Here is a 17,366-nt window from a genome sequence, read left to right on the forward strand (position 1 = left end):
CAACAGGATCACATCCTTCTCTTCACGTTCCGGTCCGTCGCCGGGGCGTCGCGGCCGGACGGTGCGGGGGTGGTCAGTTCAGGTGGTCGAGGGTCGCCTTGAGGACGGCCGAAGGGTCGATGGTGTCCATGCAGCCGCCGACGCCGCCGCAGGCGACCTGGTGGGCGCACGGCGAGCACGGCAGCGTCGAGCGCAGCGCGGTGATGTTCGTGACGTGCTTGGGGATGACCTCGGCGCCGTTGGACGGTCCGAGCAGCAGCACGGTCGGCCGGTCGTGGGCGAGCGCGAGGTGGAAGCCGAAGGAGTCACCGGTCACGACGACGTCGACGAGGCCCGGCAGCGCGGAGGCTTCCTCCAGGGTGAGCGGCGCGTACGCCACCCGCGTCTCGTCGGCGCCGCGCATCCGCAGGTGCCGCACCAGCGCCTCGCAGGCCGCCCGGTCGGTCGGGCCGCCCAGGATCGCCAGCTGCGCCCCGTGGTCCAGGAGCGCGTCGGCGAGGTCGGCCCAGTGACGCTGGGGCCACAGCTTCGTGGGCAGCGACCCTCCCAGGTTCAGGCACACTCGCGGCCCGGTGCGCTGCCCGAGCAGCCCGGCCGCCCTCCGCCGCGCCTCCTCCGGCACCTTCAGGACGTACGGCTCGCCGGCGTAGGTGTATCCGGCGACGGCGAAGTACAGCTCCGTCCAGGTCTGTTCGTTGGTGAGAGTTCGGTAGTCGTTCCAGGTGTTCTGCCGGAAGAACTGCTGCGCGGCCTGGCCCATCGCGTACAGGCCGTGGTGGGGTCCGCCGTAGGCGAGCCCGGCCTTGTGCCCGGCGTCGATCCGGTCGACCAGGGCCGCCGCCGACGGGGTCCGCTCGAAGGAGTACACGGCGTTGAAGCGGCGCGAGGGCAGCTGGGCGGCGGCCTCCCAGTCGTGGACGAGGACCTCGTCCACGTACGGGTTCATCCGCAGGATCGGAGCGTTCGCCTCGTCGACGAGCCAGGTGACGTGCGCGTGCGGGTGCTCGTCGCGGATCCGCTTGGGCAGCGGGGAGGCGATGAGCATGTCGCCGAGCAGGCCGAGCATCACGATCAGCACCCGGTGATCGACCGGGTCGTGGTGCGGGCAGCCGTGGCACGGCCGCCAGTACCGGCACGGCATCCCGCCGGCGAAGTGCCGGCAGTCCGGCCGGATCTCGAACGAGTCGGTGGTGTGGAGGGGGCCGAGGAAGGTGCCCTTGCCGGGGATCTGGGCGGGGATCACGCGGCGCCGCCGATCCCGGCCGCGGCGAGCGCGACGCGCAGCACCCGCTCCCCCGGCCCCGTCTCCGGCGCCAGCGCTTCGGCCAGGGCGCGGGTGCGAGCCTCGGTGGCGGCCGGGTCCTGGCCGTCGCGCAGCACCGCGGTGAACACCTCGGCCAGCTCGTCGATGCCGTCCTCGCGCATCCCGGCCCAGGTGAGCTCCTGCACGCCCAGGCGCAGCCCGGCCGGTGCGGTGATGTGCGGCAGCGGGATCGCGTTGACGACGATCCCGGCCTCGAAGAGGCGGCGGGAGGCTTCCTCGGCGTCCATGAGCGGGGCGATGTCGATCCACAGCTGGTGGCAGTCGGTGAACCCGGACTTCTCCCCGCACACCGTGAACCCGCGCCCGGCCAGCGCCGCGCCCAGCCGGCGGGCGTTCGCGACGGTGGCGTGCGCGTACGCCCGGCCGCGGGCGTCCATCTCGGCGGCGGCCACGGCCAGGGCGACCACGTCGGCCGGGTGGTGGTGGGAGACGAAGTGTGAGGCGTGCTCGTCCAGCCGGGCCGCGAGGCCGGCGTCGTTGGTGGCCAGCAGGCCCTTGTGCGGGCCAGGGTAGGTCTTGTGGGTGGAGCCGCCCAGGGTGTCGGCGCCCTCGGCGAGCGGGTTCTGCCAGGCGCCGCCGGCGATCAGGCCCAGGGTGTGCGAGGCGTCGTAGTGGATCACCGTCTCGGGGCCGACGACCTCCCGCAGACCCTGAAGGTCCACGGGGAACAGGCACATGAAGGCGTCCAGGTACACCAGCTCCGGGCGCGGCCCGGTACCGAGGCGGCGGGCGAGGGCGTCGAAGTCGAGGGTGCAGGTGGCCGGGTCGACGGGGAGGTCCTTCATCTGCAGGCCCAGGCGGGTGCCGATGAAGCGGGTCGAGCCGTGGCCGCCGTCGCGCTCGGCCAGGTTGTAGGCGACCGTCCACGGTTTCGCCAGCGCCGAGAGCGCCGCGGTCAGCGCGGACACCCCGGACACGGGCTTGAGGTTCACGAAGTCGGCGCCCAGCTGCGCGCCGAGCCGTGCGGCCGCGGCGTGCTCGATGTCGACGAGGTCCTGGCGGCCCGGCCACGCCCAGTTCTCGCTGCCGTCCTCGGGGCCGGGGAAGGCGTAGCGGACGGCGGCGTCCATCAGGTGCGGGAGGCGGGCGGCCAGCGACAGCCGGTTCTCACTGGGCACCAGGTGCAGCCGGTGCCGGCCGGCCGCATGGTGGGCGGCCGCCTGGCTGAGCGCGGCGAGGGCGTCGACGGGAGGGGTGCGGGTCATGAAACGGACTCCAGGGCGAACGGCAGCGGATCGATGGGGGCCTTGGCGGGCCGGAAGCTGATCCGGTCCGGGGGGCCGGCGGGCAGGCTCGGGAGCCCCCGCTGCAGAGCGCAGGCCATGACGCCCAGAGCCATCAGCTCGGCGAGCGGCCGGCCCAGGCACGCGTGCGCGCCCCCGCCGAACGCCCACAGCCGCGAGGCGCTGGCCTGCCCGGCCAGGAACCGGCCCGGCCAGAACCGCCGGGGCCGCGGGAATGCCTCGGGATCGAAGTGCCCGGCCGACGGGGAGTAGGCCACCCGTGTGCCCGCCTCGATCCGGTGACCGGCCAACGTGAGAGGGCAGACCGCCTCCCGCATCGACAGCAGGTTCGGCGCGTGCAGACGCAGGCATTCGGCGAGCACCGACCGGAGCACCGGCAGCCCGTCGCGCGCCACCAGCCGGTCCGGATCGGCGGCCACCGTGCGGGCCTCGGCCGCCGCGAGCTCGGCGTGCTCGCGATGGCCGGCCAGCTCCACCAGGCACCAGGTGAGCAGGCTCGCCGTCGTCTCCCGCGCGGCGATCAGCAGCGCCAGCAGATGGTCCTCCAACGGCCCCGCCTCGGCCGGGGCGTCCGCGAACACCGCCACCAGCCCGGCAAGCGCCGTCCCGCCCGGCGCACCCCCGGCGGCCCGGCGGGCGAACAGGTCATGCAGGTCCCGGCGGGCCGACCGGCCGGCCCAGTACCGGCGGTCCGCGTACCGGGCCGGGCCCGGCGGTGCGCCGGTCGCCGCAACGAACTCCTCGAAGGCGGCGGCGAACCGCGCCGCGTCCGCCTCCCCGGGGATGATGCCGAGCAGGACGCGGGCGCTCATCGCCCCGGTGAGCTCGCGCACCTGCCCGTGCAGATCCGCGGTGCCGTGCAGCGCCCACCGGTCGGTGGCCGGGCCGATCACGTCCAGCAGGGACGGCACGTAGCCGGGCAGCGCCCGGCCGGACAGCGCGGGGCGCAGCCGGCGGCGGGCCTCGCCGTGGCCGTCCGCGGCGAGGTTGAACAGGGCGTGGCCGAACAGGTCGTGCACCAGTGGGGTGTTGAGCACCTCCAGGCGGCTGCGCTCGGCCGCGAACAGCTCGCCCAGCCCGGCCCAGGTGCCGACCAGCACGGTCTCCTCGCCGTCAACGGGCATGCGGAAGACGGGCCCGTGGCGGCGATGCCCCTCGTCCAGCACGCCGAGCGGGTCGGCGGTGAAGCCGTCCGCCGGATGCCGCGGGAGTACGGCCGCGGGGGTCGGCGCGGTGTGCTGGTCAGACACCGGCGCGCTCCAGGGCGTTGAGCTGCTGCGCTGCGCGGGCCGTGATGGCGGCGTGGTCGAGGGCGGTCACCTTCAGCGGCGGCCGGCAGGAGCAGTCCGCGGGCAGGTCGCCGGCGTCGCCGCTCTCCCCGAACCGCATCAGCGCGTCGACGACCTTGTCGGCGCAGGCCGGGCAGGCGTCGGGGAAGACCGACTCGAAGTCGGTGCCGCGCAGGTTCACGCACGCCACCCGCACCGCGAGCCGCTCGTGGACCCGGCGTACCGCCTCCACCACCGTCCACAGGTTCGGCGGCGTGTACTGGCCGGCCTGCCACAGCTCCCAGGCCACCGTGTGGCGTGAGACCCGCGTGGGGCACAGCGTCATCCCGCGCACGCCGAGCCCGGTCAGGTAGTCCACCGACTTGACGACGTCGGTGACCGCCTCGCCCTCGCTCAGGAACGGCGGTTTGATCAGCAGGTAAATCTTCGGGTCGACCCCGAGGCCGGCCATCACCGACAGGGCCCGCTCGAAGGACTTCTGGGAGATGCGGGTGTTCACCAGCGTCTCGCGCACCAGCTCGTCGGCGGACTGCAGGCCGATCCCGATCTCCAGCCGCACCCCGCCGAGCGCCTTGACGAAGGGGGCCAGCACCGGCTCGGTGACGAACTGCGGCAGCGACTCGACCACGAGGTGCTTGACCCCGGCCGCCGCTACCAGACGGGCGATCTCCACCTGGACGTCGCGGGGGATCTCCTTCGGGGCGAAGAACGACCCGTCGTTGTAGAGGGAGAGGACCTCGTACGCGGGCTCGTCCTGCGTCCGCGTCAGGGTGCGCCGCACCTGGTCCAGCAGGCTCTCGCTCGAGGAGCCGTCGTCGAGGCCGTAGTTGTTGAAGTTGGTGAACGGGCACATCGTGCACGTCGGCACGCTGCACCCGCCCGACATGACGATGACCTTCTTGCGGCCCACCAGCTCGCCCCCGGGCAGCCGGATCTTGTCGTAGTCGGTGAACCGCGGCTCGGCCGGCTTGATCTGGGTGCCGGCGGTACGCAGTCGCAGGGACAGGTCACCGATCCGCCGGCGCAGATCGCGCACCTGTATCGGCGTATCGGACGCGTGCTCGGGCATGAAGAGTCCCCTCGTTCCCCGGTCGGCAAGTCGGGCGTGCGCGCGGACCGGAGGCGCGGCGCGGCCGTCACGAAACCCCTCAAGGAGACCGGGAGATGCCGACGGCGGGAAGACCGCCTCGCGCTTGTCCGGCCGCCTTTCAGGGCGGACACCGAAAGTAGCGGCGCATTTACTCATGGGGTTCACCGTGGTGAACCCTCGTCTGTCCGCGGCGCGCTGCGGCGGCGTGGTTCACGACAGGAGGCCGACCCGGTGAGCAAGGCCGCGCAGGTCACGGCGGGTGTGCGGGGGTGTCGGCCGGCCGAGGAGGTAGATGATGCAGTCCCGCACGAGCGGGTCCACCCGCAGCCGCTGCGGCGCGATCGACTCGGCCAGCAGCAGCTCGCGGGTCGCGTCACTCTCCCTGCCGCGCAGATGTGCGAGGGATCTGCCGAGGTCGGCGTGGTAGGCCATGCGGCGGCCGGGGGCGGTGATCGCCTCAGGGTCCAGAGCGCTGCCCGCGTCCACGGCAGCGCCGTGCCGGCCCAGGGCGGTGTTGAGGCTCACGTGGTGGATGCTGACGTTGGTGAGACCGAAGTTGAGGTGCCAGTCCCGGCTCTCGCCGGTGTACTGGGCCAGGCGCCGGGCCTCGGCGAGGTGGGTCTCGGCGTCCAGGCGGCGTGTCTCGCCCGCGCGAGCCTTGTCGCGGGTGGCGGCGGTGGCCGAGATCAGGTGCAGTTCGCCCAGCAGGGCCTGGGGGGCGCGGCCGCCTCCAAGGCGCCGTTCCAGCGCGGAGATCGCGGTTCCCGCGTGGGCGATGGCCTGCTCGGGGCTGCCGACCGCCAGCAGTACGTGGGCGGTGAAGAAGTCGGACAGGGCCGTGTAGTGCGGGTCCTCGAGTTCGGCGATCACCTCGGCCGCGCGTGTGACCGCGACGTAGGCCAGGTCGGGGTAGCCGAGGTACTTCAGCAGCAGCACGCACGCGGGATGGTAGGCGCCGGCAAGCAGTTGCAACAGTCGGCGGCGCACATAGCCCTGCCGGGCGTCGGCCGCCGCGCGCAAGTCCGACAGGAGACCGGGGAGTTCGGCGGCGAGCGTGCCGTAGTCGGAGGCGTGGTACAGGGCGTTGGCCCGTGCGACCCGGGCTGTCAGGAGCTGGAGGGGATCCTCCGGAAGCCGGCCGCCCTGGGATGGGGCGGGGACGGACAGTCCCATGAGGGAGAGCCTGAGAGCGGGAATCATGGCGTGCGCCCCGCCGGTGCTCGGGTCCGTCGGCGCGACCGGCTGGCCGGTCAGCTCGGCGGGAGAGATCCGTAAAGCCTCGGCGATGGAGTCGATGAACACCGTGCTCGTCAGCAGCCGCTTGCCGTTCTCGACCATGCTCAGGTAGCTCTTCGAGATCCCGGTCTGCTCCGCCAGATTCTGCAGGCTCACCCCGCGCTGGCGCCGCAGGGCCCGCAGGCCCGCTCCGATCGTCTCCGCCCGGTGTGACTGCTGCTCGTCCATCAACACCCCGCCCCCGCATACAGAAGGTCAACAGGCTAGACCGGTGCTGCCCGACCTCGGCGGGTATTCCCCCGAAAGCACGCGGGTCACTTCACCCCGAACCTGCCCGCCATGCGCTCAAGCTCCCTCGCGCTGGCCGCATCTCGGACACGAGCCCGCAGAGCGTGCAGGAGTTCACGGGCCAGTGGATCCAGCCTGATGTAGAGCGGGGCCGCCCTCTCGGCCGCCGTGAGACTGTCAACGGCCCGGCCGATCCGGCCGCGCCTGGCCCACGCCCCTGCGGCGAGCAGCAGCAGATCGGCTCGCCGGGCCTGCGGCATGACGGCAGCCGCTTCCTTCTGCTCCAGAACCTGATCCCAGGTGCCGAACTGCATCGCGCTGCTCGCCCTGGCCACCGTCACCTCCGCTGCCTCCTCGTCCCCAGAGACACGGCTGTCCGCCTCGTCCAGCAGCCGTTCCGCGTGCAGACGCTGACCGGCACTCGCGTGGGCGAGCGCGGCCGCGCACAGCAGAGCGACGGACCGGGCTCCGGCAAAGTACTGCTCGGCACGGTTGACGGCGGCGGAGGGCATGCCCATGCTCGTCAGCAGCCGTACCTCCTCAGCCTCGACGACCTGCCGGTCAGCGGTCGTGGGACGGGCTCGTTGGAGCAGGCTCCAGGCCAGATCACGGTAGCCCAGGCGGCGCAGCAGTCCGGCTGCCGCGGCGTAGGTGAAGTTCCGCGCCGTCACAACCGCCTGCCGGTCACCGCCCCCTGACCTGACCGAGCGGTCGGCGGCATCGAGCACTTGGGGCAGGAGAAGGGCGAGGGCGTGTTCGTCGCCGGTACGTTGGGCGCCCCGGGCCTTCTCAGCCCCGGCCAACAGACGGCTCTGCTCCTTCTGCTGGTCGGCCGGAGTGTAGAGGCCGGGTTGAAGGACATGGCGACGCAGATGCCAGGCGGCGGCCCGGACTGCCGCATGCTGCTCGCCATGCGGCACGTACGGCTGGCCGGTCAGATCGACAGGATCGAGGTGCAGACCGCCGGCCAGCGAGCACAAGACACGATGCCGGTCCACCCAGTCGTGTCCGGTCTCGATGTCGACGATCAGTTGCTCGGTGAGCCCGGTGCACAACGCGAGGTCGCCCACGGTGGTTCCGCGGCGTTCCCGCCACTGGGCAAGGCGGTTCCCAACCAGGACGTCGCCCTCGCGGTCGGTCCTCGATGTCACCGAGGTGCTCGCATGGTCATCGGCTCCGTGCTCATCCGTGGGCGACAATCTGCGCCGCTCGCGGGTCAGGTCCTTAAACGAGACCATACGGGCTTCGCGGCAACACAGTAGCCACAAGGATCGAGCCATAGCGAATATGCCAGGCTGCCCAAGTCTGGGCTCCGGCCGGCTCCCTGTGCCGTATCCGAGTCGTAGATCCGCTCGGCCCGAAACGTCCGGCCTGGTTGTAGGTGGGTTCGCCGTCCAAGAGATCTTGGACGAGGCGGCCGACGGCGCCGCGCTGACCGGGCTGCTCCTGCCACGTCAGACGATAGTGAGGTTCGTCGGTGCGATGCCCTGCGTTTCATCGGTCCCCCTCGACGGTGGTCGGGATGAGCCGAAGCGCTGAACCCTGGGACGGTGTGGGCCCGGGCCTGTGGTGGTGCTCTATCTCTCCTGGGCGAGGAGCCAGGCGCATGCCTCCACGATGTCGTCGGCCGTGTGCTGAGGCAGTGGGCCTCCGGGGTGGGGGCGGCCGTGGGAGAGCCACAGGGTGCGCAATCCGGCGCGGTTGCCTCCGGCGATGTCCGCTTCGAGAGAGTCGCCGATGACCCACGCTTCCTTCGTGGTGGCGCCCAGCCGGGCGAGGGCGGCGTGGAAGAGGGCGGGGTCGGGCTTGCGGACACCGTGGTCGGAGGAGACGACGACCGTGGGCAGCAGGTCGGCGAGACCAGCGGCGGCGAGCTTGGCGTGCTGGGCGTCGTGGTCGCCGTTGGTGACAACCGCGAGCTGCCAGCCGTGGGCGGCCAGGGCCTGGATGGCGGCGTTGACGGCGGGCCGGTGCGGGACGAGTTGGGGGGTGCGGCGGCGGAAGGCCGTGTAGTGCTCCTCGACGGTGCCGGGCAGGGCGTAGGTGGTCTTGGCGAGAGCGAAGAAGTCACGTCGCCGCCCGGAGTGCTCGGCGTCAGCGTCGTGGAGCCACTGCTCGGGTAGGGAGTGGGCGGCTGCGAACTCTTTGGCCCAGGCGGCGAAGGCGGCGGCACGGTCGGTGAGGGTGTCATCCAGGGCCAGCAGGGCGACGGGCTGCGCCGATGAGTCGGGCCCGACGGGGCGGCCCGGGTGGGGGGCGGTTGTCATGAGCGCCGACGATAACTCGGGGCGGGAGAAGGATTCCCGGTCCAGCGAGCAACTGCGGGCCGCCGACCGTCCCTCTCGGGAAGCGATCCCGCTGTACAGCGGTTTCCGGGCGATGTGTCGGCGAATCATCCTCGTCCCTGGACCGGCCACTTCGAGAGGCCGGGCGTGAGCAGCTTTCCGTCCGCCTGCCGTGGGCGCGGACCCGAGTGCCGTGGGCGGCAACGGGATCCGAGGGAGGGATCGGCCTCTCCGTCATCGAGCCCAGGACGGGCAGGCAGTCAGTGATTCGCCGAAACGGTCCAGGTGACGCCCGAGTACGGGACGAGAGTTTCGTGCACCCGTTCGAGGAGTGGCGCGGCGGCGAGGGCGGCGAGGGCCGCGCTGATCGCGCTCTCCTCGTGCTGCCAGTCCTCGAGAGAAAGGCCTCCGAAGTCGAGATCCATGCCCAGCGCGCTCTGCTGCTCCTCCGCGGAGAGCCGGCGGCCCTCCACGCGGGAGGTGAGGTGTGCGATCCAGGCCGGGCGCAGGTCGAGGAGCGGTTTCAGCGAGCGACGCGTCCGGTCCACGAGCTCGGTGACCTCGGCGGGGATTCGGACACGCGGGTGTGCCGACGGAGGGACAGCCGTGACGGGGTGGGTGTCTCTGCGTTCGCGTCTTATGCCGCGATGCTTGCCCAGACCTGTTTGCCCCACCGGTAGAGCGTGACACCCCATTCCTCCGCGACTTCGTTTACGAGGGCGAGACCCCGGCCGTGTTCCTGGTTCGCGTCGGCCGTGGCGGGGATCGGCGGTGTGCGGTCGAAGTCGGTCACACCGACCTTGATCCGGCCGGGTTCGGCCCGGGTGACGATGATCCGGAGGGACGAGCCATCAGTGTTGGCGTGCTCGACCGCGTTGGCGACCAGTTCGGAGACGATGAGAAGGGCCGTGTCGATAGCATCCGTGTCCGACATTTGCCAGGTCTCGAGTGCGGTTCGCACCAGGCTCCGGGCGACCGCTGCGGACTGCGGGGCACTGGGCAGGGTCCGGGAGCAGCGGGATTCGTCAGCAGGGATGAGGAACCGGGGCCGTTTTCTGGTCTCCAGGGTGTCAAGCACGCGCTGTGGCCTCCTCGCTCTGCTGCTGGGCGACGAGGTGTCGGCCGTGGCGGGCCAGGTGTGCGACCGCGGCCGGCATGCACAGTGTTCCCGGGCCGTCCATCGGGACGCACCAGTAGGCGGCGCACCGTGGGTCGGGGGCGGTGATGTCGGTCGCCGGGATGCCGAGGAAGTGGTCAGAGCCAAGGCACTCGGTGTCCGGCACGTTCCAGGTCCGGGCCGCGCTGCCTGGGGTGAGGGCGTAGTACTGCTGGCCGCCGCCGTCGTAGAAGACCGGGCCGCCGTCGAGGGCGGTGGCAAGGAAGTCCGCGACGGCAGGCCTGTCTGCCGTGCCGGCTGCCGCGTGGACGAGGATGGCCGGGATACGGACGGCGGAGAACAGGGCCCCGCAGCGCAGGAGGGCGACTCCGTAGTTCTTCCAGTCGGATCGGGCTGTCGCGGCATCTCGTGCGGAGATGAGCAGCCACGTCCGGGCGGCCGCCTCCCGCTCCTGGCGTGTATGCACCAGCACACCAGGGGTTGCTTCGCGTGGTTCCGGGGCGTGGGTCACCGGGCTCTCCCCGCATCGAGCCTCATCGCGGCACGCAGGTGCCGTCCGACGTCCATGCCGTGCAGGAGCCCGACGGGCTCGGAGGTCTGCTCGATCCACGGGGTCGTGTCCCAGCGGACGCCGTGCGAGGGCGGCAAGGCGATCCACTGGTCCTGTCCGGAGCGGACCTCGCACGGCCCCGTGGCGACGGCGTACCGGCCGGTGGCCGGAAGCACCAGGAGCACTGCCTTCTCCTCGGAGAGGAGGCAGGGGACAGGAGCGATCCGGTCGAGGGTGATCATCGCGGCCATGCCGATGGTGCGCGGGACCACGAGGGCGTCGAAGGTGACCGTCCAGGCGATGAGGCCGGCCCCGGGCGACTGCCCGAGCACCCGGGCGACGTCCTCGCCGGCGTGGAAGACCGGGGCGTTGGGAACGGGGTGAGCGCCGGGGACCGGGCATTCGCGGGCCTGCTGGCAGGTGCAGCCCTGCCGGGGCCTGTGCCGGTGGCCTACGGACAGCGGCCATCCGAAGGTGCCGCTGTAGATGCGGACCGCGTCGTCCGGCCGTCGAGGGTCGATCAGCTCTACCGCTGCCGCTCCCATAGTGATCACCTACCTACTCGCAGTGACCCTACGAGGATGAACCCCGAGCGCGAGCGCGCCCCCTAGAAAATCTAGGGGGCGTCAACTGTTCGTATTCGGCGGCAGGTTAGCTGGCCAGTTCCATGTCACGGATGAGGCTGGAGAGGGCCGACGCCTGGGAGGGAACTCCGATGCGTGCGAGGTCGGAGACGAGGGCCCGGGCCATGGGATCGGCGTTGACGTAGTACGGCGCGGCCTTGGCGGCTTCCTTGAGCTTCGTCACGGCGGACGAACTCTTGCCCATGCGGTGCATCGAGCGGGCCTCGTCGATCGCGTAGTGGGTACGGCGCTCCTTGCTCGGCACCTCCCTGACGTCCACCTGGGGCACCAGACTGAGGCCCGTGTCGGGCTGGTCGACCTCGACGCCGACTTCGGCGGCATGCACAGCGACCGTGCCCCGGCCGAAGACCGTGTGCCGGTCGAGGTCGTACCAGGCCGGGCCGAGCCGGTCGGCGTCCTCCAGGGCCGCGGTGATCCGCGCCCACGCGTCGTCGCCCTGGCCTGCCCGTGCGTGGGCGACGGAGCAGCGAAGGTGCAGAGCCCCGCGTAGCGAGAGTGCGGCCTCGTCGGCGTTCCGACCGGAGGCGAGGGGGTCGAGGTCCCGCAGGGCGGCCTCCGCGACGGCGATCGTCTCGCCGAGGGACGCCTGGTGCAGCAGAGCACCGCACCGGTCCCAGGCGACCGCGGCCTGGACCACGGGGTCGCCGAGCTGCGTCGCGGCGCCGGCGGCGACCTCGGCCGCCGACCACGCCAGGTCCGGGTAGCCCAGCTGATTGAGGCACATCCGGGCCGTACGCGCGGCGTCCGCGAGAAGCCGCAGCGCCTCCTCGCGGGACCGCTCTTCCAGGACGAGGACAGCTGTGTTGAGGTCCTCGATCAGGGACGGCAGGAGGGTGGCGACCGCAGGAAGGTTCGCCGCCTGACGCTCGTGGTTGGCCTTCCGGGCGCGGCCGGCCAGGTCCTCCAGTTCGGCCGGGATGCCTTGTGGGGCGAGACCGGGATGCCCGGAGAGGATGAGGCTGGAGCGGCGCAGGCCGGTGCGCAGGGCGGGAATGTGGGCGTGGGCAAGGTGGCCGCCGTTGCGCTTGAACCGGTAGGGCTGTCCGAGCAGCCACACCACGTCCACGTCGCAGCGGTCCGCGATGGCGGTGATGACGCTGTACCGGTCGAGGGGCTGCCGGCCCCTCTCCACGTTGGCGACCCACGACTCCGTACGGCCGATGAACCCGGCGAGCTCGACCTGAGTCAACCCGGCCGCGTTTCGGGCGATCTGCACTCGTGTGCCGATGTGCTCATCACTGGAAAGGTGCATAATGACGTGCTCCGTTCTGACCTAGACACCCAGGACGGTACTCCGGATCGCGCCCCCGTACAGCCGCAGTTGGCCGTCGGGGGCGCGCCCGCACCCCCTCGTCAGGCCAAAGCGGGCGCCCCGAACCACGCTTCCGGATATAGACGCGGGTTCATGGACCTGCCCTGGGGAGAAGGCAGGAGGTCAACGGTTTCCCGTCCAAATGATCCGTCCGGCGAAACCGCCGCGCTCAGCCGCCTTGGCGGCGCGGATCTCCTCCACCCGCTCGGCGCTGACCCCCAGGACGGCGGCGTACGCGAATGCGGCCTCCACGAGGTCGGCGACCTCGTCGGGCACATCCGCGTCATTAGCCTCCAGTACCTCCCGGTACTCCTCGCCAAGCTTCTCCCGCAGCCGCTCCCGATACTCTTCCGGCCCCGCGATGTAGGTGACGGGCTCTGCACCGCTCTCCCGAATGATCTCCGGAATCCTGTCCCGTACCAACTTGCAGACCCGGGGGGCCGTCTCAGCATCCTGCATCGCGTCCTCCTCCGCTCGTGGGGCCTCTGCCTAGCCGAGCACCGGTCCCCGTCTACATGGCGACCAGGCTTTCTCCTTCGAGGGCCCGGCACAAGACGGTGGAGATCTCCTCGGGCAGGCGGTTCAGGTCGGCGATGACCTTAGTGGTGAGAGCGACTCCTTCGAGGATGTACTCGCCGCAGTCGGTCTGAGCGAACTCCGGGCCGGTCTGGTTGTCGAAGTCCCAGGTGTGGGGCTTTCGGTCGCTCCGTGCTTGTGGAGCCCGAAGCGGGGGTTCTTGACGCGCGTGTCTTCCGGCAGGGGCGGGCACACTGTGTCCACTACAGGAAGCAGTTCTTGCGGTCGGCCGTTGCGCCGCGGGGATTCCCGTTCTGGTGGAGGAGTGTCATGTCGTCCGTGGAGCGCAAGCTGTTCGATCTGGAGGCGTACGAGGCCAGGGCTCGTCTCGGGCCCTGCTTCGTCTGCGCGTTCTTGAAGGGGGAGCCTGGTTACGAGCACGAGCTGGTCTACGAGGACGCCGACCATGTGGCGTTCCTGGACCGGTGGCCCACTCTCCCGGGCAAGGTCCTGGTCGCGCCCAAGGCGCACGTGGAGGATGTCGTCAGCGGGTTCTCCGAGGACGGCTACGTCCAGATGATGCAGGCTGTGCGCCGAGTGGCGCTCGCGGTCGAGGAGGTGCTGGCGCCGGAGCGGGTGTATCTGCTGTCGCTGGGGTCCCGGCAGGGGAATCCGCATGTGCACTGGCACGTCGCTGCCCTGCCGCCCGGGGTCCCCTACGAGCAGCAGCAGTTCCACGCGCTCATGGCGGAGCATGGGGTCGCCGATGTGGCACCGGCCGAGACCGCGAGGATCGCGGCCGAGTTGCGGCGGCGCCTGGCCTGAGGATCCTGACGGTCGTCGGCTCAGAGGCCTTGCGGGCGGGTGGTGATGGCGCTCTGGACTGCGAATGCGGCGGTGAGGTTGCGGGAGGAGTCGGTGTCGGTCGCGATGCGGACAGCGTCGGCAGCGTGACGGGCTACCTGGTCGAAGTCGCCGCTGGCGAGGTGGATCCGGGCGCTAGCAGTGAGGACTTCGACGGAGCCGCGGCGTGCCCCTCGTGGCCAGGCGGCTCGGGCTTCTTCCAGGGCTTTGATTCCGTCGCTGGTGTACTGCGGTCGTTTCGTGGCGAGGCGGACGAAGGTGTGGCCGGCCCATGTGACGTCGGCGCAGGCGAGACCGGTCCTTTCCGTCACGACTCACCGGGCCGCTTCCTCAGGCTGTTCCCGGCCGGAGCTCGTGCCGGACAGCAGGTCCCCCAGCCCCGGGGTGCGTCCTGCAGCGTGTCGCAGGAGAAGGACGCGATCCGTCTCATCGAACAGCGCCACGCGCACGATGCTCCGGGACCGGGCGGGAGCCGGTGCTGTGTGCCGGACGAGCGGGGCTGTGTCGGTCACGGGTCTTCTCCAGGCGGTGGCCGGTCGGTTCCACCAGCAGCCTACGACCGCATCCCGTCAGCAGCCGGCCGGCCTCGCACGCCGTCCGGGCAGTACCCGGCAAGGGATAGGGCGAATGCTTCCTTGCGCGGGATTCCGAAGGAACTTCCCCTGCCGACATGCCGGTTCGGCTGTCGAGATTGGACGAATGACCATGACGTTCCGGCCGAATCGAGTCACTGTCTTCGGCGCCGGCTACATCGGGCTGGTGACAGGTGCGTGTCTGGCGGAGCTGGGGCACGACGTTGTCGTACGCGACATCGACCCTGCGAAAGTCGAGGCCCTTCAGGCCGGTGAGGTGCCGATCTACGAGCCGGGCCTGGGCGACATGATCGCCCGGAACAAGGAGCGGCTGCGGTTCACGCTCGACCTCGGTGAGGCCCTGGCACAGGCGGAAGTGGCGTACGTGTGTGTCGACACCCCGCCGTCGGCGTCGGGTGACGCGGATCTGTCACGGGTGTGGTCGGTCGTCCGGTCCCTGGCCGGGGCGGAGGGCCTGCGGGCGGTGGTGATGAAGTCGACCGTCCCGATCGGCACCGGAGCACGGGCGCGTGCGCTGCTGGACGAGGTGGGCCTTGCGGGGGCCGGGTACGTGTCGAACCCGGAGTTCACCGCGGAGGGCCGGGCGGTGCGCGACTTCATGGGCCCGGACCGGATCGTGATCGGTACGGACGGCGACGAGACCGCGGCCGCTCTGGTCGCGGGGCTGCACGCGGGGATCGACGCGCCGGTGGTGACGATGGACGTGCGGTCCGCGGAGACGGTGAAGCTCGCGTCGAACGCACTGCTCGCCACGAGGATCAGCTACGCCAACGAGATGGCGAACCTGTGCGACCGGACGGGCGCGGACGTGACGAAGGTGCTGGCGGCGGTGGGGATGGACCACCGGCTCGGCCCGTACTTCTTGAACGCGGGGATCGGGTGGGGCGGGTCGTGCTTCCCGAAGGACGTCGAGGCGCTGCGGCAGATCGCGTCGAACTCGGGCTTCCACCCGATGCTGCTGTCAGCGGTGATCGATGTGAACAACATCCAGCGGCGCCGGCCCCTGCAGGGACTGAAGGACGCCCTGGGCGACCTGGCCGGGCGGGAGGTCGTGCTGCTGGGGATGGCGTTCAAGCCGGGCACGGACGACATGCGCGAGGCGCCGTCGACAGTCCTGGCCTCCCGGCTTCTCGCTGAGGGCGCGCGGGTGCGGTGCTGGGATCCGCTGGCCCGCCCCGGGGACGTGGAGCCGTGGGCGTCCGCAGTCCGGTACGCGAGCGTGGAGGAGGCGCTGGAGGGCGCGGACGCGGCGGTGGTGGTCACCGAGTGGCCGCAGCTGGCGGGAGTCGACTGGGCCGCGGTGGCGGAGCTGATGCGGCGGCCGGTGGTCTTCGACGGACGGAACCTGCTGGAGCCGGCCCGGATGCGGGAATGGGGCTTCACCTACATGTCCATCGGACGGCCGTAACCGGGCGAGCATGCCGCTGCCCCGGCCGGAGGAAGGTTCCCGGCCGGGGCAGCGGCGTGTTCAGGCAAAGTGGGCACGGCGCGAGTGCGGTCGCCGAGCCGGAACGGCCGGTCGGGGCGCTCTACTTCGTTCACCTGTGGGAACGGGTGTCCGGGCGGTAACCGGACAGCATCCGGCGACGTTCCGCCAACGTTCACTGACCCGCTGCGATCCGGTCGCCTGATCGGCTGCACTGTTCCCCGTCCCCTTCAGGGCGGCCAGGAACAGTGCAGGAGACGAGGGCGGGGCGGGAGCGGTTTTCGCATGATGACGATCAACGTGGGGGTGCTGCTCGCGATCATCGTGGTGATGCGGCTACGCCGCAGGACCCAGGCCCGAAGTCGCGTCGAGGAACGCAACACCGCCCTCTTCGTCCTGGCCCTGGGCATCGTGATCGCGCCGACCCCGCTGGGCCAAGGCATCTTCAACGTGATCAAGCAGCTGGTGAGCGGCATCTCGCAGGCCGGCACATGAGCCCACGACCCCGGCAGGGCACTCGCCGCTCCCCCGCCCGACGCCCACGCCGTACGTCTCCCGCCTCCCGACGACGGCCCACACCGAGGCGACGCCCGGCTTCATCCCGCCGAAGGCGAGCTTCCGGAAGGGAGCAGGTCGGTCTGCTGCTCCTGGTGCTCGCCGTGGTGTGGAGCCTGCTGATCGGCGCGTTGCGGTGGCTGGCTGCACACCCCGGGGTGCCGATCGTGCTGCTGCTCGTCGCGGCGGCGGCCGGCGGGATGTGGGTGCACCGGCGCCGGGAGGCCGCCCGCTGGAACCGGGTGCGTGAGCAGGGCCTGCGCTACGCGATGCCACAGATCGACGCGTTGCACCACCGGCAGTTCGAAGAAGCCGTACGGGACCTGATGCGCCGTGACGGCTGCCCCGAGGCGGTCCGAGTCGGCGGTGCCGGCGACAACGGCGCTGATGTGAAGGCCACGGACCCCTTCGGCCGCCTGTGGGTGATCCAATGTAAGCACCGCAAGGCCGGACTGGCCGGCTCCGCGGTCGGAACCCCGGACCTGCACGTCCTCAACGGCACCGGCCGGCCCGTCCACCACGGGGACGTCGTCGTACTGGTCACCAACGGCCGCTTCACGGACAAAGCTGTCGCCTTCGCCCGCTCCCAGCGACTCCACCTCGTCGACCGTCACCTCCTCGCCCGGTGGGCCGCTGGCTCCACTCCTCTGTGGGAACTCCTGAGCGCGGTCCCCTCCCCCCGCCGCCCTGCCTCCGGGTCCTGACCCCTGCCGAGCTCGCTCGCGCCCTCCGACACCTGCTCGCGTTCGAAGCCGGCTTCCTCCCAGGTGCTCGGGCCCGGGAGGAGCGAGGGCGGGAAGGGCGGATCAGTCCTTCAGCAGTTCGTCGCGCACCGGGATCCAGTCCAGGGCGGAGCGGATCCCGTCCTCCAGGGACAGCTTCGGCGTCCACCCCAGCAGCTCGGCCGCCCGGTCGCTCTTGGTGCAGCCGCCGGTCACGTCACCGGGCCACACCAGAGGCGCCAACAACGTCCTGACCATCATGGAGGCGATGACACACTGATGGAACCAACTCGCCTATAACGCCCGGGAGA

Annotated in this window: 19 protein-coding genes; 4 read left to right on the top strand and 15 right to left on the bottom strand. The window is 71.3% G+C overall.

Annotation, left to right across the window (positions count from 1 at the left end; translation table 11 throughout):
- Positions 1–73: 73 nt before the first annotated feature.
- The 13 genes from IE326_RS26420 to IE326_RS26475 form a co-directional block, all read right to left on the bottom strand.
- Positions 74–1,243, bottom strand: a complete 1,170-nt coding sequence (locus IE326_RS26420; RefSeq protein WP_190043267.1) for a glycosyltransferase family 9 protein — start codon at positions 1,241–1,243, stop codon at positions 74–76.
- Positions 1,240–2,529, bottom strand: a complete 1,290-nt coding sequence (locus tag IE326_RS26425) for a PLP-dependent aminotransferase family protein (protein WP_190043268.1) — start codon at positions 2,527–2,529, stop codon at positions 1,240–1,242. Before IE326_RS26425 ends, IE326_RS26420 begins: the two co-directional genes overlap by 4 nt.
- Positions 2,526–3,818, bottom strand: a complete 1,293-nt coding sequence (locus IE326_RS26430; protein ID WP_190043269.1) for a cytochrome P450 — start codon at positions 3,816–3,818, stop codon at positions 2,526–2,528. Before IE326_RS26430 ends, IE326_RS26425 begins: the two co-directional genes overlap by 4 nt.
- Positions 3,811–4,926 (bottom strand): archaeosine biosynthesis radical SAM protein RaSEA, encoded by a 1,116-nt coding sequence (locus IE326_RS26435; protein WP_190043270.1) that lies wholly within the window; start codon positions 4,924–4,926, stop codon positions 3,811–3,813. The genes IE326_RS26430 and IE326_RS26435 overlap by 8 nt, the downstream gene beginning before the upstream one ends.
- Positions 4,927–5,157: 231 nt before the next feature.
- Complete coding sequence (locus tag IE326_RS26440) at positions 5,158–6,411, bottom strand: helix-turn-helix domain-containing protein (protein WP_190043271.1); 1,254 nt, start codon at positions 6,409–6,411, stop codon at positions 5,158–5,160.
- Between the two features lie 86 nt (positions 6,412–6,497).
- Positions 6,498–7,541, bottom strand: a complete 1,044-nt coding sequence (locus IE326_RS26445; RefSeq protein WP_190043272.1) for a DNA-binding protein — start codon at positions 7,539–7,541, stop codon at positions 6,498–6,500.
- Positions 7,542–8,048: 507 nt separating this feature from the next.
- The gene (locus IE326_RS26450; protein ID WP_190043273.1) at positions 8,049–8,738 is read right to left on the bottom strand and encodes an HAD family hydrolase; all 690 of its coding nucleotides are present in this window, start codon (positions 8,736–8,738) and stop codon (positions 8,049–8,051) included.
- A 278-nt stretch (positions 8,739–9,016) separates the two neighbouring features.
- On the bottom strand, positions 9,017–9,304 hold the full coding sequence (locus tag IE326_RS26455; protein WP_190043274.1) for a hypothetical protein: 288 nt from the start codon (positions 9,302–9,304) through the stop codon (positions 9,017–9,019).
- Positions 9,305–9,393: 89 nt separating this feature from the next.
- Positions 9,394–9,834 (bottom strand): ATP-binding protein, encoded by a 441-nt coding sequence (locus IE326_RS41025; protein ID WP_229915640.1) that lies wholly within the window; start codon positions 9,832–9,834, stop codon positions 9,394–9,396.
- Positions 9,827–10,339 carry a hypothetical protein gene (locus IE326_RS41030; protein ID WP_229915641.1) on the bottom strand — a complete coding sequence of 171 codons (513 nt, stop codon included), beginning with the start codon at positions 10,337–10,339 and terminating at the stop codon, positions 9,827–9,829. The genes IE326_RS41025 and IE326_RS41030 overlap by 8 nt, the downstream gene beginning before the upstream one ends.
- A gap of 41 nt (positions 10,340–10,380) precedes the next feature.
- On the bottom strand, positions 10,381–10,968 hold the full coding sequence (locus tag IE326_RS26465) for a hypothetical protein (RefSeq protein WP_190043276.1): 588 nt from the start codon (positions 10,966–10,968) through the stop codon (positions 10,381–10,383).
- A gap of 106 nt (positions 10,969–11,074) precedes the next feature.
- The gene (locus tag IE326_RS26470; RefSeq protein WP_229915642.1) at positions 11,075–12,283 is read right to left on the bottom strand and encodes a helix-turn-helix domain-containing protein; all 1,209 of its coding nucleotides are present in this window, start codon (positions 12,281–12,283) and stop codon (positions 11,075–11,077) included.
- A gap of 219 nt (positions 12,284–12,502) precedes the next feature.
- The gene (locus tag IE326_RS26475; protein ID WP_190043278.1) at positions 12,503–12,838 is read right to left on the bottom strand and encodes a nucleoside triphosphate pyrophosphohydrolase; all 336 of its coding nucleotides are present in this window, start codon (positions 12,836–12,838) and stop codon (positions 12,503–12,505) included.
- A gap of 387 nt (positions 12,839–13,225) precedes the next feature.
- Here IE326_RS26475 and IE326_RS26480 point away from each other — a divergent pair, with 387 nt between their 5' ends.
- Positions 13,226–13,720: an HIT family protein gene (locus tag IE326_RS26480; protein WP_190043279.1), complete on the top strand. Its 495-nt coding sequence runs from the start codon at positions 13,226–13,228 to the stop codon at positions 13,718–13,720.
- A gap of 20 nt (positions 13,721–13,740) precedes the next feature.
- On the opposite strand, the gene IE326_RS26485 is transcribed toward IE326_RS26480, so the two are convergent.
- The gene (locus tag IE326_RS26485; RefSeq protein WP_190043280.1) at positions 13,741–14,070 is read right to left on the bottom strand and encodes a hypothetical protein; all 330 of its coding nucleotides are present in this window, start codon (positions 14,068–14,070) and stop codon (positions 13,741–13,743) included.
- A 388-nt stretch (positions 14,071–14,458) separates the two neighbouring features.
- Here IE326_RS26485 and IE326_RS26490 point away from each other — a divergent pair, with 388 nt between their 5' ends.
- The 3 genes from IE326_RS26490 to IE326_RS26500 all read left to right on the top strand — a co-directional run bounded on the left by IE326_RS26490 (position 14,459) and on the right by IE326_RS26500 (position 17,037).
- Positions 14,459–15,760, top strand: coding sequence for a UDP-glucose dehydrogenase family protein (locus tag IE326_RS26490; RefSeq protein ID WP_229915643.1), 1,302 nt, complete (start codon positions 14,459–14,461; stop codon positions 15,758–15,760).
- A 303-nt stretch (positions 15,761–16,063) separates the two neighbouring features.
- Positions 16,064–16,273 carry a hypothetical protein gene (locus IE326_RS26495; protein WP_190043281.1) on the top strand — a complete coding sequence of 70 codons (210 nt, stop codon included), beginning with the start codon at positions 16,064–16,066 and terminating at the stop codon, positions 16,271–16,273.
- A gap of 146 nt (positions 16,274–16,419) precedes the next feature.
- Complete coding sequence (locus IE326_RS26500; protein WP_308440345.1) at positions 16,420–17,037, top strand: restriction endonuclease; 618 nt, start codon at positions 16,420–16,422, stop codon at positions 17,035–17,037.
- 102 nt (positions 17,038–17,139) lie between these two features.
- Here the strand turns inward: IE326_RS26500 and IE326_RS26505 are convergent, their stop codons facing one another.
- Positions 17,140–17,316 (bottom strand): hypothetical protein, encoded by a 177-nt coding sequence (locus IE326_RS26505; RefSeq protein WP_229915644.1) that lies wholly within the window; start codon positions 17,314–17,316, stop codon positions 17,140–17,142.
- Between the last annotated feature and the right edge of the window lie 50 nt (positions 17,317–17,366).

This window comes from Streptomyces filamentosus, from assembly GCF_014654895.1.
Taxonomy (GTDB): domain Bacteria; phylum Actinomycetota; class Actinomycetes; order Streptomycetales; family Streptomycetaceae; genus Streptomyces; species Streptomyces filamentosus.

Coding starts and splice junctions, on each gene's coding strand:
- IE326_RS26425 (WP_190043268.1), bottom strand. CDS start 2,529: ATGACCCGCACCCCTCCCGTCGACGCCCTCGCCGCGCTCAGCCAGGCG.
- IE326_RS26480 (WP_190043279.1), top strand. CDS start 13,226: ATGTCGTCCGTGGAGCGCAAGCTGTTCGATCTGGAGGCGTACGAGGCC.
- IE326_RS26490 (WP_229915643.1), top strand. CDS start 14,459: ATGACCATGACGTTCCGGCCGAATCGAGTCACTGTCTTCGGCGCCGGC.
- IE326_RS26465 (WP_190043276.1), bottom strand. CDS start 10,968: ATGGGAGCGGCAGCGGTAGAGCTGATCGACCCTCGACGGCCGGACGAC.
- IE326_RS26495 (WP_190043281.1), top strand. CDS start 16,064: ATGATGACGATCAACGTGGGGGTGCTGCTCGCGATCATCGTGGTGATG.
- IE326_RS26435 (WP_190043270.1), bottom strand. CDS start 4,926: ATGCCCGAGCACGCGTCCGATACGCCGATACAGGTGCGCGATCTGCGC.
- IE326_RS26505 (WP_229915644.1), bottom strand. CDS start 17,316: ATGATGGTCAGGACGTTGTTGGCGCCTCTGGTGTGGCCCGGTGACGTG.
- IE326_RS26450 (WP_190043273.1), bottom strand. CDS start 8,738: ATGACAACCGCCCCCCACCCGGGCCGCCCCGTCGGGCCCGACTCATCG.
- IE326_RS26475 (WP_190043278.1), bottom strand. CDS start 12,838: ATGCAGGATGCTGAGACGGCCCCCCGGGTCTGCAAGTTGGTACGGGAC.
- IE326_RS26440 (WP_190043271.1), bottom strand. CDS start 6,411: ATGGACGAGCAGCAGTCACACCGGGCGGAGACGATCGGAGCGGGCCTG.